Here is a 12,509-nt window from a genome sequence, read left to right as displayed (position 1 = left end):
TCTGATCAGCGCGTCTTTTTCAAATTGCCCAGAAGATCAAAATACAGGTAATAGTCGCGCCTGGGGCTGCGAATGCCCAGGTACCATTCCTTTATATGCCCCCGCTCCATGTAATTGAAATAAATGTGCGTGATGCTACCGGCGTCTTCTATGGTCGCCGCTTTCTTCTTCGCGGTAGCCCATATTTCAGGGATCACGTTCCAGTGCACCTCATCCAGCGGCAGCAACCATTCTTTCATCGGTATATTGCCCGTAACCTTTACCGGCTCTTCCCGTTGCCATATGCCTTTGCGATAACGGTAGGCATCTACATTTTCGCGACGATCGGGATCCTGCAGGCTGATGCCGATGATCCCTCCCTGATAGTCGTACAAATAGAAGCCCTGATACAAATACAGCTTCCGGCCTTTCAACCCGGGCATATCGTAGAGCTGCTGCCGGATACTATCCCAGCCCGCCGCGCTGGTTTCAAAAAAAGACCGCTCCGGCGCCGTCACAGTATCGGAAACAGTAACCGAAGTACTAGTAGTGTAGGTGCTGCTGGTATGGGTACTGGTAACGGTTTGCTTGGGGACAGGTTTTGTGGCGGCCTTCTCCGGCCGGGGATGCCGTGTTTCTTCAAAGCTGTCGGACAGCTGCTGACAACTTCCCAGCAGGCACAGCATCCCCAGGCCCATCAACCGGGCAGCGCTGCGGCGCAGGCTATGTAAGACCGGGCTGACTTCAGGATAGAGAAAGGTTTTCATAGAACAGGAATGCAAGGGGCTTGTCGGGCAGGTAAATAATTTCCTTATCGCCTGTCTGCAACCGGTGCAGATCGACGAGTGTAACGATTTCTTTGTGTGTCGCTTGTTGTCGTGCACCCCACTTGTCGGTGAAGTGTACTTCAAATTGTATCTGGGGCTGGTCGTTGATCGTTAACCCCGTTTGGCGGTAATCCGTTATTGTGGCTGTAGTCCGTATGCCATACAGTGCCCATTTCAGCTGCGATGCCGATCCTGTAGCCTTACTAAGAAACAAAAAGAAAAGACGCAGCAGAAAGACACAACCCAGGTTAATGGCCAGTACCAGCAACCAGGGATGCCAGAGCTTAAGGAACCGCCAGCCGTATCCCTGGCTTTCCCACTGGTAGGACCACAATGGGTAGCCCAAAGCGAAAGCGAGGATGAGCAGGAAGCCCAGGGTATAGATTACCACCGCCCACAATCGTACAGATACTTGTACGGTGGCCGGCAGCAGGTGTATTTCGTTCCCATCGTCATAAGCACGAAGGTCCAGACTGCTTCCCGGCTCAAATCGTCTTTCGGCCGGCCGTGCATCGTTCAGCTCGTAACGGGCCGTTACCGGTGTACCCGAAAGGTTGGTAAAGGACAAATTGAGGTCCAGCACTTCCATTCCACCCCGTACTTTCTTTACCGTCTTCTCTTTAATTCTTGCCGGGATCGAGATGCCTTTATCGATCGTACGCAGCAGTTTTCGCTTTCCCCATACGGTCTGTAGCAGGAAGAAACGACCATACAGCACAATCGCTATCAGCCACAAAAGCGCCCCCAGACCCAGGTAAAAAAAACTGGCAGCAGCGCTCTGCCCCGGCAGCGGCCCTGCATTGGGCAAGTCGTCGGCAGTATAATACAGAAAAGTAGGTAAGGCTACTGTGAAGCCCAGCGTATATATGGCCCAGAAACCGATCACTGGTCTTTTCATAAAGAAAGATTTGGCGTAGAAGTGCTCCTGGCTTCCACAAAGGTTACGATAGTAGCCAGTATCTCCTCTTCAAATTGCAGCTGCCGCTTTTCTCCCTTTTTACTACCGGAAAAGAAATCGCTAAGCGGGAAGCTTTTGCCGAATTTATTTCTTTTACGGGACAAGCTGTACCGCAAAGACCCGTGTTCTGTTTCCGGTAAGATGCAAACTTCGTTGAAAGGCATGAGCTTTTGTGTGAACAAACCGGGAAATTTGCGGTATACCTGCTGCTGCCCGCCATCGAAAATATAGGTCAGGTTAACGCGGAACAAAGTATCAAAAACCGCATAAGCCAGTACAATAATGCTAAGCACCTGGCAGAGCACCTGCATGTCGTAGCTCACTATCTTCGTTAATGCCACACCAAATCCTGCCAGGGCCAATAAGATACACCCGGCTACCTTAAACCGGTATACGCGATTGGGCTGCAAGTACAGCTTTTCCCCCTGGGCCAGGAAACGGTGGCCCGCCTTAGGGGGCAGCTTCATACGACAGTGGTTTTTGCGGCAGTAGCCATGATCCCCTCCATTTCTTCTGTCAGCCGCTGCAAAGGACGGGCGGTAAAAAGCCCTTGCTGTAATAGAAAGCTTTTTTCCTTCCCGTCCTGGTTAAAGATCATGAAGGCCGATACATTAATGGTCAGTATCATATAGCGGCTCTTAACGATGCGGAAATGACTGAAGGCATCGAAATCGTAGCTGCGCTCAGGGCTGAAAAAGAAATTCCGGCTGATGATGCGCCGGTTAGCGACATCGATGCCTATAAATGCTGTGCTGCGTAAAATGCCCGCCAGGCTCAGCAGACCGACAAAAACGCCCATGATGCGCACACCTTTATTGGCGCCATAAACGAAGCAGGCGATCATAATGAGCAGCAGGAACAAGGCCAGTCCATAATAAAAGAACTTCTGCCCTTTCCAGCGGTACACGTTACCTTCTCTAACGAAGTGATTCCATTCCTGATGCATAATGATAATGATTTTTAGCGCTCTTAGCCGATAAATGAAAATTTGCGTTCAAAAGTCTTTCCAAAAACGGGTACCGGCCGCAATGCGCCATTGGCTGCATTAATAATACCCAGCACCCAGAAGACCAGCAATACCAGTCCCAGAAGGCCGAGAAAGGACAAAGCCGGGATCATCCAGCCGAGTATATTGAGCACGAGGCTAAACAGGATGCTGACAATGGCCAGGCCAAGCGATTGGCGTAAATGATACTTAAGTAAGGCATCGGCATTTTTGCCGCCGGCTATATAAGCGATTAGCCATCCCAGCAAGGTAAAATAGGAGATAATGGAGAGCGTTTTGTTGTTCATATAGATTTTTATTGGAGTGAATAACAGGATACAAATTTCAGGTCAAAAGGAAGCTTGCTCCAAACTTGTGTATCCTACAGAACAGCTACTACAACCATACAAGGCCTACTACAATACGTCTACAAGTTTCTTAATTTTCTGCCTTTGAAGAGATTATAAATAATTGCCAAAAAACTTACAATGAGTTTGGCGACAAGCAAGCGATGTATTTATGGTGTAATTTGCCGGCATGAAGTTTTTGTGTCGTCTGCTATGCCTTGCGGGCATCCTGTGTATCCCGACGCTGAAGGGCTATTCCCAGCAGGGTTTTACCGACAGCATAAAAACAGCGATCAGCAATGGCAACACGGGAGAAAGTACGCGAGCCGCGCTGTTCAACCGGCTGGCCGAATTTTACCGTACGGCAAAGCAGTATGACGACGCCCGTCGGTACGCCCGGCAAGGCGCCGCCCTTGCTGTAAGCCGGCGCAACTATATGGAAGCCACAAGAGCATATACCGCGCTGCTGAATGTGCTGGTAAACACCCATGCCTTCGGCAACATGAAAGCGGTTTGCGATTCGGCGACGGATATGGCCCGCCGGGCCGGAAATCCGCGCGCCGAAGCCTATGCCTGCTATGCCAGGGCGCTTTTTGCCAAAGCCTTTGATAGCACGGAAAACATGGTCCGCTCCTGTCTTGCCGGCCTGAAGCAACTGGAGCTGGAAGATGATCCGCATCTTGCGGCTAAACTGTATTACCAGTTATACGCGGTCAATGCCAACTGGAACAATGCACCCAAAGTGGACCTCTACGCCCGGAAAGCGTTGGAAAATGCACTGAGGACAGATGACTATAATACAATGAGCAATTGCTATGCGGCACTGGCTACCGCGCACGAGTATCATTATAACGGCTCCGGCAATCAGCGCTACCGCGACAGTATCTTATTCTATCTTCGCCAGGCAGCACAACTTTATCGTCAACACCCCGGACAGGTAGCGCCGCAAGCCTATGGCATTATCTGTATCAATATCGCAGATTGCTACCTGAGGCATTTTCCGGCTGCCGACAATAATGCCAGGGACACGGCGCTTTATTATGCCCGCACTGCCGGCGAGTTGCTTCATGCCATGCCCAACAGCGAGGAGGTGGTCGCCAGCAGCCTGGGTATTCTCGGCGCTTATGCGCAACGGTCCGGCAACTATCGCGGTACGGAGCTATACCTGCGGCAGGCTTACCAGGTGATGCTGAGCGCCGACCAACCTTATACCCCCACCCTGATCAATATTACCCAATCACTTGCCGACTTTTATAAACAACAAGGCGATTACCCTCAGGCATTGACCTTTCAAAAGGAGGTAACAGGCTACAACAGCAAGTATTTTGATCAGCAACAGGCGCTCAATACACAAAAGCTGGAAGCACAATACGAAACGACAAAGAAGGAACAGGAAATGCAGGTATTGAAAGAGCGGGAAAAAAGTCATACCCGGCAAAACTATCTGTATGGCAGCATCGCGCTGGTCTCCCTGCTCGGCCTCGTGTTTATGTTCCGGTCCTATCACTTCCGGCTACGGTATTCCCTGCAGCGTGAAAAACAACTGGCGCTGGAGAAGCAGGAGTCGGAGACACTGATTAAGCTGGAGCGGGAGGAACAGGCTCGCCTGAGAGCAGAGCAACAACTGCTGGAGCTACGCCAACAGCAGCTAAACACAGAAGCAATGGCCAATATGCTGCTGCTGGATCATAAAAACAAAATGCTCCACCAGCTCAAAGACAGACTGAACGACGACGATGCCCAGGATATGCAAAAGGTGTTGAAGGAAGAAGAAGTGCTGGACGATGATTTTGAACAGGCCCGGATGCAGATCCTACAGGTGCATCCCGGCTTTTTCCAGCAGCTGAGCGCCAGGGCACAAAAGAAGCTCACCTTGCTCGACCTCAAGCTCTGCGCTTACCTGTACCTGAAAATGGATACGCGACATATAGCGCGCATGATGCATGTCGAAGTGAAGAGCGTGCGCATGAGCCGCTACCGTATCAAACAGAAACTGGGACTGAATAAGGATGAGGACCTGAATACTTTTCTCCAGGGATTGACGGAGCCGGTGTAATCCGGCGCTACTTATCGCTTCCGGGTATATACTCAAAATAGGATAGCCGCAGATCTTCGTAGCGCTGCACTTCTCCCTGGTACACGAAACCATTTTTCAGCAATACGGCTTGCGAGCCTTTATTATCCGGGTCGGTCACCGCCACCAGCTTATGGGTTTGCGGCAATGAGAAAGCATATTCGATCATCCGTGCGATCATTTCGGTGGCATAGCCCCTACCCCAGGCGTCCGCAGCCAGGCTATAGCCCAGCTCAATGGTGTGCGTCGTTCCCGGATCAAACTCCCGCAGCAGACAGGAGCCAATAAACGCATTATTATCCCGGTCCGCTATCGTCCAACGGTTCAGGGGCGCATCTGCTTGCGCCATCGCCTGATGAAAAAGCTCATGGTATTGTTCTGCGCTGCGAACAGGCAGGTACACATTCACAACAGGATCGAGATGGGTACCAATATAGGGCGCCTCATCTTCGGGTATAAAAGAACGGATGATCAGTCGGGGTGTTTCCAGCTTAAAGGTCATAATCAATCTATCGGTCGAAAAAAAGGATACCGGAAAAACTACTCCCCGGTATCCTGCAAATGTCGTGCTTTTTGATCAAGTCCGCATAAAAAGCTTAGGCGCCTTGCGCTGCCACGGCCGGTAAAGTCAGTACCGCCAGCGCTTGGCCAATAGCCGCCAGCTCTGCTGTCGACAGGTCCAATGCCATAGACCCGGCATTGGTACTGGCCTGCGCCGCGTTGCGGGCTCCGGCCAGTACTGTAGTAATACCCGGCTGTAAGGTAGTCCAACGAAGGACCAGCTGCGCCAGCGTAACGTTTTTGTTTTCTGCTATAGGATGTATCGTGCCCAGCAGGGTCTGCACTTTTTGCCGGTCAAATTGCCCGAAATAGCCATTACGATGGTCATCAGCCTTCAATTGGTTGCCGGTAAGATATTTCCCGGTCAATAAGCCGCGCTCCATGGGACTATAAGCAATAATACCCAGGCTATTTTTCAAAGCATAGGGTACCAGCGACGATTCGATGCCCCGGTTCAGCATGCTATACGAAACCTGGTTGCTGGCAATAGCGAGGGTCTGCCGGGCTTCCTGTACTTGCGCCAGATCGTAGTTGCTCACACCGGCCGCCTTTATTTTCCCTTGCTGCAAAAGCAAAGCCAGGGCTTCCATCGTTTCATCAATAGGTGTTGTTGCATCGGGCCAGTGCAGCTGCAGCAGGTCTATATAGTCGGTGCCCAGGCGCTTCAGGCTGGCCTCCACCTCACTGATCACGCTCTGCCGGCCGGCGAAGCGGTATACCGGCACCTTCCGTCCCTGGTCGTCTGCATCGAAAAAGAACTGGCCCTTGCCTTCATTGCTGCCGTCCCATACCAGGCCGAATTTCGTCAGGAGCTGGATCTTACTGCGGTCACGACCTTTGATCGCTTCACCGATCATTTCTTCGCTGAGGCCAAACCCATAGAAAGGAGCGGTATCCAGCGTGGTAACGCCATGATCAAGCGAAGCCTGTACTGCGGCTACGGAGTCCTTCTGCTCATTGCCGCCCCACATATTGCCGCCGATGGCAAAAGCGCCGTAACCAATCGCTGAGAGTTTCAGCGTTGTGTCGCCCAATGTCCTGTATTCCATATCTTATTTTGTTATGATTGTTTATGAGATCAATGTTGTGGTATAGATCGCAGGCGGTTCCTGCAATTGTTCGCCGGCTATAGCGGCAAAGGCACGGATATACGGTTGCGTATTGTGCTGCTCCAGCGCAGCTGCGTTTTCCCATATTTCGTAAAAGGTAAACAGCGCCGGATCGTCTGTACCCTGGTGCAAATCGTATTGCAGGCAGGCGGCTTCCTGCCGGGAATGCAGCACCATATTTTCGAGTAAAGCCTTTACGTTGTCAATGTAGGCCGGCTTGCTCCGGATAATGGCCGTCAGATGTATGTTCATAGCTATTTTCATTGAAGGTTAAGCGCAAAGCCGCTCCCGGCTTTCTGCTGCTATGGTGTCAAATACCTGTTCCAGGTGCTTTCTGTACAGCATCATATCGCGGGGCACATCGGCATTCTTCTCTACATCATGAAAATGGAAGCTTTCCAGTGGTATCATGCCGGTAAAGGCATTCATACGATGAAAGCCGAACATCGGTCCTTCATCCACACTTTTTTCCTTAAAAAATTCGCCTGGCAGCGTAAACGCTGTTGCCGGTGCATTCCAGCTGCTTGTCAGCATATAGCGACGGCCGTGCAGCATACCACCGGTACCATAATTAATCCCGGGGTTGTCCATGTTGCGCCCATCGCTGCGATAGATCCCTTTTTGATGACCTGCCGTAAAGACCTCGTCCAGGTAACGCTTGAAGGCAAAGGGAACCTGGAACCACCAGATGGGTGTATGGTAGATAATGATATCGGCCCACACAAATTTTTGCACCTCTGCATCCGGATCATAGCCTTCTTCTACATTAGTGATCTGTACATTATAGTCGCCTGCTTGCGCAAAAAAATCGGCTGTTGCCCGGGTCACTGTATTGTTGAACAGGCCGCCGGAGTGTTCGAATTGCTGACCGCCATTGATAATGAGTATATTTTTCATTTGCTTTTGATTTACAAGGCAAAATTAGGACGGTTACTATTATTATAAAAACAATATAATTTATACCTTTGCATCAGAAAAATAATAGTTCATATGGTCAACCTTGAATGGTACCGCACCTTTAAAGCCATCTATAAGACCGGTACACTCACCGGCGCAGCCGAAACCCTGTTCATCTCCCAGCCTGGGGTAAGCCTGCATTTAAGCTCACTCGAAAATTATGTGGGCTATAAGCTCTTCGACCGTACCGGGCGAAAGATGGTACCGACCGAACGGGGCAAGGTATTGTATAACGTGATTGCCGACGGGCTGGCCAAGCTGGAAGAAGCGGAGCTGAATTTCCAGCGGAGTACGGAACAGCATACACCTACACTCAGCGTGGGTATGTGCTTTGAGACGTTCCAGATCACGCTGGAACAATATATTTCTTCGCTACCGTTCAATGTGATCATCAGCTTTGGCGAATACCCCGAAATGCTGGACAAGCTCGACAAAGGTATCCTGGACCTCATCATTACCCCGCAAAAGGGCACTTCATCATCAATCGAGCATGAGGCATTCTCCTCCGAAACGGTTGTGCTGGTAGGCGGCAATGGTACTGATGAACAGGCCTTCCGGCAGATACTCCGGAAAAAAGATAAAGCGGCGGCAGAGGATTGGCTCAAGCGCCAGAAATGGTATGGCACTGCCGGCGATATGGAACACCTGATGCGGTTCTGGAAGCTGAATTTCGGCCATCAGCCCGATTTCAGGCCTAATTATATCGTCCCGAATCTCAGCTCCATAGTAAGGTGCCTCACGGGCGGCCAGGGGCTGGCCGTAGTACCCGATTTCCTTTGCCGTAAAGAAGTAAAGAGTGGCCAGATCAAACTGGTATGGGAAGGCAGTCCCAGGCTGGTCAATACGCTTTATTTTGCCTGCCGCAAAAAGACCACTTATCAAAAGGAGATCGCGCTGATCAAGAGCCTGTTCAAAAAAGTGATGGTGAGCCTGCCCAACAAACAGAAGGCTGTGCCGGCATAGGCGATATATAAGATGCGCCAAGCGGCCTTACCGGCAAGGGTTCTTTTGCATCCGGGGCGAAAGCACCGGAATAAAAAAAGCTGCCCAGGATTGAGCAACTGTTTTAACCAAATAACCAATAACCGAACAGGCTAAGAAGCCAATTCAATCCATCAGCTCAAATATCCCGACATCAGATCGATTTGCGTGTTAACCAGTGTTAATTACTGTGAATTGATGTAAAAACGGAACAGCATACATGCATTGCGGGACGGCATTATACCTCATTGGCCCCGGGGTAATGACCGGGGCCAATGAGATACAGTTATTACCGGATCAGATGCAGGCCGTAGCGGTATTCACCGCAAAGCTCACACAATTGTCTGTCAGACGCTGGCAACGGCAGGTCTCATGATTGCGCGTATTGTTGCAGGGAGATCCCGGAGCACACCCTGCGGGAACGCTGGTAAAAGGCGCACCGCCAACAACCTTGGTCGGATCAAAAGCCTGCAGCTTAATGATCGTCTTCTTTTGCAACGATAATTTCGCCACTCTTACGTTTTGTTTTTTCATAAACATCCTTTTTCACCGAATATACAGGGCAGCACATGTGTGTAGAAATGGCTTTGTATAAATGACCGCAATGATTGTACAGACGGCTACTGCCATTGTATAGACACAGGACCATCTTTTGGAGATGGTAAAGTAGTCATTGCTCATGCCTGCTGCGTTTTGAATTGTTGTCAATGACAGCTATACGGTAAGCAGGCGCCTTATATTCAGGTGCGCGTATTGATTCACAACTGAAAAAGGGCTTTACAACAGGCCCTTATTTGTGTGCGTGTAGCGGAATATAAATTGGAAATAGCAGCATCGCCACCATAAACAACCTGGTTCCGGTATTCACCTTTCCAGGCCGCTGCTACATGGCCGGCCAATGCGCTAAAACAGCACATAAACAATATTTTCTGTGCGCGTTGTGCCTGGGCTTCTTTGAGCTGATCGATCACGATACTGGTAGCGACGGACAATTGGGGATCGTTTGAATACAGCTTACCGGCTGTGTTTTTGCTGCCGTGCGCAAAGACAATGATATAATCTGCCGCACTAACCGTAAAATCTGAGTCCAGGTATACGACCTCGATACCTTCTCTTATTTCAGCGTCAATGTTTTCACCGATCCGCTTATTCGACATTTTTGCAAACGTTCCGGCAAATTCAATTGCCTGCTCCGGAAGGTCTTTGCTCTTGTCCACTTCATTTTCTTCAAATGGGATGAAGATGAATAGCTTTGCCATAGAAATTGGTTTAAAAATTATCGTGTTGGTTGGTTTAAACGTCTCGCGGCAGACCGCTACTATAAGCAGCGGCAAGGCGATAATTCTCTTGTAAAATTGCACAACAACTATGGATCGGACGCGCGTGTTTTTACGGAAAATCACCCCGTTAAAACACCCGATTTTCGCCCGCCGGAGGCCCATATTGGCATGCTTTAACCAACATAAAAACGCTCCCCCGCCGCTGATGCAGCAAGGGAGCGCTATAGCCTAACCAGCTATGGCCAGGCGCGAATGGTTTTCTTAAGCCACTGGCGTCTGCAGCAAAGTCGCCCTTTTCACATTAAATTATTCGGCCCAGGGCGATTGCCGTATGGCTTCGCAGAAATCCAGCCTTTGGTATCCGGGTATCATGCAGGCGCAAATATCTGCGTTGATGCTGCCATAGGTCGTATGTGGCTTATGCTTGAAGCCCTCAAAAAAGGCCGGGATAATATGTGTCTTCAAGCCCAGCCGGGGAAATGCATTCAGTATCTCCTCACGATCATTTGCAGACAAGCTATCGTAACCCTTTCCGACCACATCCAGCGCTACGCCATAGTTCAGTAAGGCCACTTCGGGTTCTTTGTATTCGGCAATACCCGGCGAGGTGTGCAAGGCAATGGCGTCCCAGACCAGCTGAAGCAGCTGTGGCGCAATACCATGGCCTTTAAGAAAGGCTCTTGCGGCATTGGCTCCGTCAACTTCAAATCGCTTGTCCTCGCTGCGGTAATGCGTCGTAAGGCCCAGATCATGGAACACTGAGCTGATGTATAAAAGCTCGGGATCGTAACGGACTTTATGCTGCTTTCCCTGTAAAGCGGCAAAGAGAAAGGTGCGCAAAGAATGGTTGTACAAGAGCGCAGTACCATGTTCGCGCAACAGTTCCGTCGCCTGCCTTGCGATAGCACTATCAGGCATAGCGATCCCGGCAATTATTTTACCTGTTATCATATATCCTCCTTTTTAAAGCAAAGATGGAAAACAGAAATACCTTACTGCTTAATCTTGATTAAGAAACTTTTCATTAGTTTCACTTAAAGTGCAGGTAAAAGGCCCGGAACGGGACTCTGATACAGCACTGAAAAGGCACTGCGACACTTCCTAACATTTCGCTTGGCTGTCGTAGCCGGCCCCCAAGATCGTCGCATCTGCACTGTAGCAACTTCGCTTTTTTGATCCAACTTTGTATCCAAAGAGATAACCTAAACAAAAACGATTTCAATATGAGCAAAGTCAAAGTAGCCGCGTTCTCCATTTCCCTGGACGGATTCGGCGCAGGTATCGAGCAGGATATGACCAATCCTTTGGGTATAAAAGGAGAGAAGCTGCATCAGTGGTTCTTCCCGACAAAGGCGTTCCGGAAGATGCAAGGCAAAGATGACGGAACAGAAGGAACAGATAATGCGTTTGCAGAAAGATCCTTTGATAACCTCGGCGCCTGGGTTCTGGGACGAAACATGTTCGGTCCTGTTCGCGGTCCCTGGCCCAATGATGAGTGGAAAGGCTGGTGGGGTGAAGAGCCGCCTTATCATGTGCCTGTATTTGTTCTGACGCATCACGCAAGGGAACCCCTGGAGATGAAAGGCGGAACAACCTTCTATTTTGTGACGGACGGGCTCGGATCTGCTATGGAGCAGGCCAGGAAAGCCGCGAAGGGCAAAGACATCCGTATCGGTGGCGGCGTATCGACGATAAGGCAATGCCTGGAGGCCGGCTATATAGATGAATTGCACCTGGCTGTATCACCCGTGTTCCTTGGAGAGGGAGAACATCTGTTCTCCGGCATCGATATGGCGGCGCTGGGCTATAAAGAAATAGAAAGTACGGCGGGGGAAAACGCGACGCATCTTCTCATCAAAAAGCAGTAGCCCGAAAATATATAACCCGGGCCGGATGATACCGACGGTATATTTTTCCCGATACAAGGAAGGCTGTTCTCTGCGCCTGCCAAGGCATACAGGGGACAGCCTTCTTTCCGGTCAAATTTGTGTGATCAGAAGAAGCAACCTGAAGGCGCTTCGTTTCAGGGCTTAGCTACGGCTAAATTTTGCGATGGCTTCGGGCGTTTCGGGTGTAAAGAGATTCACCAGATTGCCATCTGGATCACGTAGAAGCAAAGACCTGTTTCCCCAGGGCATCATCGTTGGTTCCTGCACGGTACAGTCTTTTAAAAAGGCCGATGATTTTTCAAATAGTTGCTGCACGTCATCGACCATAAATTCGATGATGACACTGCGGTTGTGCCCGGGCTGTGCCACGCGATCACCGCCAAAAAATTGTAAGGTCTGCACGCTGCCAATAGCCAGGGTTGCTGTTGGGGTCTTTATCTCGGCAAAGTCGGGCGTGTACCTGGTGGCAGTTATCCCTGTTACCTGTTCATAAAAACGGATGAGCTCCGCTACATTGAGGGTAATGATCCGTAGGGATGTCAAGTTCATTGCGTATTAATTT

At 50.2% G+C, this 12,509-nt stretch carries 16 protein-coding genes; 3 read left to right on the top strand and 13 right to left on the bottom strand.

Translation table 11 applies throughout. The features are described 5' to 3' along the window. Positions 1 to 5: 5 nt before the first annotated feature. From DZK30_RS06395 to DZK30_RS06375, 5 genes are read right to left on the bottom strand one after another with little or no spacing between them, the layout of a single operon-like run. Complete coding sequence (locus tag DZK30_RS06395; protein WP_118973229.1) at positions 6 to 746, bottom strand: hypothetical protein; 741 nt, start codon at positions 744 to 746, stop codon at positions 6 to 8. Continuing rightward, the gene (locus DZK30_RS06390) at positions 724 to 1,704 is read right to left on the bottom strand and encodes a hypothetical protein (protein ID WP_118973228.1); all 981 of its coding nucleotides are present in this window, start codon (positions 1,702 to 1,704) and stop codon (positions 724 to 726) included. Before DZK30_RS06390 ends, DZK30_RS06395 begins: the two co-directional genes overlap by 23 nt. Continuing rightward, positions 1,701 to 2,231, bottom strand: coding sequence for a hypothetical protein (locus DZK30_RS06385; protein ID WP_118973227.1), 531 nt, complete (start codon positions 2,229 to 2,231; stop codon positions 1,701 to 1,703). Before DZK30_RS06385 ends, DZK30_RS06390 begins: the two co-directional genes overlap by 4 nt. Then, positions 2,228 to 2,710 carry a hypothetical protein gene (locus tag DZK30_RS06380; protein WP_118973226.1) on the bottom strand — a complete coding sequence of 161 codons (483 nt, stop codon included), beginning with the start codon at positions 2,708 to 2,710 and terminating at the stop codon, positions 2,228 to 2,230. The genes DZK30_RS06385 and DZK30_RS06380 overlap by 4 nt, the downstream gene beginning before the upstream one ends. Before the next feature lie 23 nt (positions 2,711 to 2,733). Continuing rightward, positions 2,734 to 3,057 carry a DUF4870 domain-containing protein gene (locus DZK30_RS06375; RefSeq protein ID WP_118973225.1) on the bottom strand — a complete coding sequence of 108 codons (324 nt, stop codon included), beginning with the start codon at positions 3,055 to 3,057 and terminating at the stop codon, positions 2,734 to 2,736. Positions 3,058 to 3,286: 229 nt separating this feature from the next. Here DZK30_RS06375 and DZK30_RS06370 point away from each other — a divergent pair, with 229 nt between their 5' ends. Continuing rightward, positions 3,287 to 5,152, top strand: coding sequence for a hypothetical protein (locus tag DZK30_RS06370; RefSeq protein ID WP_118973224.1), 1,866 nt, complete (start codon positions 3,287 to 3,289; stop codon positions 5,150 to 5,152). 7 nt (positions 5,153 to 5,159) lie between these two features. On the opposite strand, the gene DZK30_RS06365 is transcribed toward DZK30_RS06370, so the two are convergent. The 4 genes from DZK30_RS06365 to DZK30_RS06350 form a co-directional block, all read right to left on the bottom strand. After that, the gene (locus DZK30_RS06365; protein ID WP_118973223.1) at positions 5,160 to 5,672 is read right to left on the bottom strand and encodes a GNAT family N-acetyltransferase; all 513 of its coding nucleotides are present in this window, start codon (positions 5,670 to 5,672) and stop codon (positions 5,160 to 5,162) included. 94 nt (positions 5,673 to 5,766) lie between these two features. Then, positions 5,767 to 6,780, bottom strand: coding sequence for an aldo/keto reductase (locus tag DZK30_RS06360; protein ID WP_118973222.1), 1,014 nt, complete (start codon positions 6,778 to 6,780; stop codon positions 5,767 to 5,769). A gap of 21 nt (positions 6,781 to 6,801) precedes the next feature. After that, positions 6,802 to 7,092, bottom strand: a complete 291-nt coding sequence (locus tag DZK30_RS06355; protein WP_118973221.1) for a putative quinol monooxygenase — start codon at positions 7,090 to 7,092, stop codon at positions 6,802 to 6,804. An 18-nt stretch (positions 7,093 to 7,110) separates the two neighbouring features. Beyond that, positions 7,111 to 7,737, bottom strand: a complete 627-nt coding sequence (locus DZK30_RS06350; protein ID WP_118973220.1) for an NAD(P)H-dependent oxidoreductase — start codon at positions 7,735 to 7,737, stop codon at positions 7,111 to 7,113. 93 nt (positions 7,738 to 7,830) lie between these two features. Here DZK30_RS06350 and DZK30_RS06345 point away from each other — a divergent pair, with 93 nt between their 5' ends. Further along, on the top strand, positions 7,831 to 8,760 hold the full coding sequence (locus tag DZK30_RS06345; RefSeq protein WP_118973219.1) for a LysR family transcriptional regulator: 930 nt from the start codon (positions 7,831 to 7,833) through the stop codon (positions 8,758 to 8,760). 315 nt (positions 8,761 to 9,075) lie between these two features. Here the strand turns inward: DZK30_RS06345 and DZK30_RS06340 are convergent, their stop codons facing one another. The 3 genes from DZK30_RS06340 to DZK30_RS06330 form a co-directional block, all read right to left on the bottom strand. Then, positions 9,076 to 9,312: a class I lanthipeptide gene (locus tag DZK30_RS06340; protein WP_162902893.1), complete on the bottom strand. Its 237-nt coding sequence runs from the start codon at positions 9,310 to 9,312 to the stop codon at positions 9,076 to 9,078. Positions 9,313 to 9,536: 224 nt separating this feature from the next. Then, the gene (locus DZK30_RS06335; RefSeq protein ID WP_118973217.1) at positions 9,537 to 10,037 is read right to left on the bottom strand and encodes a hypothetical protein; all 501 of its coding nucleotides are present in this window, start codon (positions 10,035 to 10,037) and stop codon (positions 9,537 to 9,539) included. A gap of 327 nt (positions 10,038 to 10,364) precedes the next feature. Next, entirely contained in the window at positions 10,365 to 11,009 is a 645-nt protein-coding gene (locus DZK30_RS06330) for an HD domain-containing protein (RefSeq protein ID WP_118973216.1), read from the bottom strand. 272 nt (positions 11,010 to 11,281) lie between these two features. Between DZK30_RS06330 and DZK30_RS06325 the strand changes: the two genes are divergently transcribed. Next, positions 11,282 to 11,926, top strand: a complete 645-nt coding sequence (locus DZK30_RS06325; protein ID WP_118973215.1) for a dihydrofolate reductase family protein — start codon at positions 11,282 to 11,284, stop codon at positions 11,924 to 11,926. A gap of 162 nt (positions 11,927 to 12,088) precedes the next feature. Here the strand turns inward: DZK30_RS06325 and DZK30_RS06320 are convergent, their stop codons facing one another. Then, on the bottom strand, positions 12,089 to 12,496 hold the full coding sequence (locus DZK30_RS06320) for a VOC family protein (protein WP_118973214.1): 408 nt from the start codon (positions 12,494 to 12,496) through the stop codon (positions 12,089 to 12,091). Between the last annotated feature and the right edge of the window lie 13 nt (positions 12,497 to 12,509).

It is taken from the genome of Taibaiella koreensis, assembly GCF_003545715.1.
In the GTDB taxonomy this organism is placed as follows: domain Bacteria; phylum Bacteroidota; class Bacteroidia; order Chitinophagales; family Chitinophagaceae; genus Taibaiella; species Taibaiella koreensis.
Note: the sequence above shows the minus strand (reverse complement) of the source record. Positions and strands in the feature narration are given on the sequence as shown.

Bases quoted from the DNA above. Each gene is read 5' to 3' on its own strand.
- DZK30_RS06395 (WP_118973229.1), bottom strand. From the start codon at position 746: ATGAAAACCTTTCTCTATCCTGAAGTCAGCCCGGTCTTACATAGCCTG.
- DZK30_RS06390 (WP_118973228.1), bottom strand. From the start codon at position 1,704: ATGAAAAGACCAGTGATCGGTTTCTGGGCCATATATACGCTGGGCTTC.
- DZK30_RS06385 (WP_118973227.1), bottom strand. From the start codon at position 2,231: ATGAAGCTGCCCCCTAAGGCGGGCCACCGTTTCCTGGCCCAGGGGGAA.
- DZK30_RS06380 (WP_118973226.1), bottom strand. From the start codon at position 2,710: ATGCATCAGGAATGGAATCACTTCGTTAGAGAAGGTAACGTGTACCGC.
- DZK30_RS06375 (WP_118973225.1), bottom strand. From the start codon at position 3,057: ATGAACAACAAAACGCTCTCCATTATCTCCTATTTTACCTTGCTGGGA.
- DZK30_RS06370 (WP_118973224.1), top strand. From the start codon at position 3,287: ATGAAGTTTTTGTGTCGTCTGCTATGCCTTGCGGGCATCCTGTGTATC.
- DZK30_RS06365 (WP_118973223.1), bottom strand. From the start codon at position 5,672: ATGACCTTTAAGCTGGAAACACCCCGACTGATCATCCGTTCTTTTATA.
- DZK30_RS06360 (WP_118973222.1), bottom strand. From the start codon at position 6,780: ATGGAATACAGGACATTGGGCGACACAACGCTGAAACTCTCAGCGATT.
- DZK30_RS06355 (WP_118973221.1), bottom strand. From the start codon at position 7,092: ATGAACATACATCTGACGGCCATTATCCGGAGCAAGCCGGCCTACATT.
- DZK30_RS06350 (WP_118973220.1), bottom strand. From the start codon at position 7,737: ATGAAAAATATACTCATTATCAATGGCGGTCAGCAATTCGAACACTCC.
- DZK30_RS06345 (WP_118973219.1), top strand. From the start codon at position 7,831: ATGGTCAACCTTGAATGGTACCGCACCTTTAAAGCCATCTATAAGACC.
- DZK30_RS06340 (WP_162902893.1), bottom strand. From the start codon at position 9,312: ATGAAAAAACAAAACGTAAGAGTGGCGAAATTATCGTTGCAAAAGAAG.
- DZK30_RS06335 (WP_118973217.1), bottom strand. From the start codon at position 10,037: ATGGCAAAGCTATTCATCTTCATCCCATTTGAAGAAAATGAAGTGGAC.
- DZK30_RS06330 (WP_118973216.1), bottom strand. From the start codon at position 11,009: ATGATAACAGGTAAAATAATTGCCGGGATCGCTATGCCTGATAGTGCT.
- DZK30_RS06325 (WP_118973215.1), top strand. From the start codon at position 11,282: ATGAGCAAAGTCAAAGTAGCCGCGTTCTCCATTTCCCTGGACGGATTC.
- DZK30_RS06320 (WP_118973214.1), bottom strand. From the start codon at position 12,496: ATGAACTTGACATCCCTACGGATCATTACCCTCAATGTAGCGGAGCTC.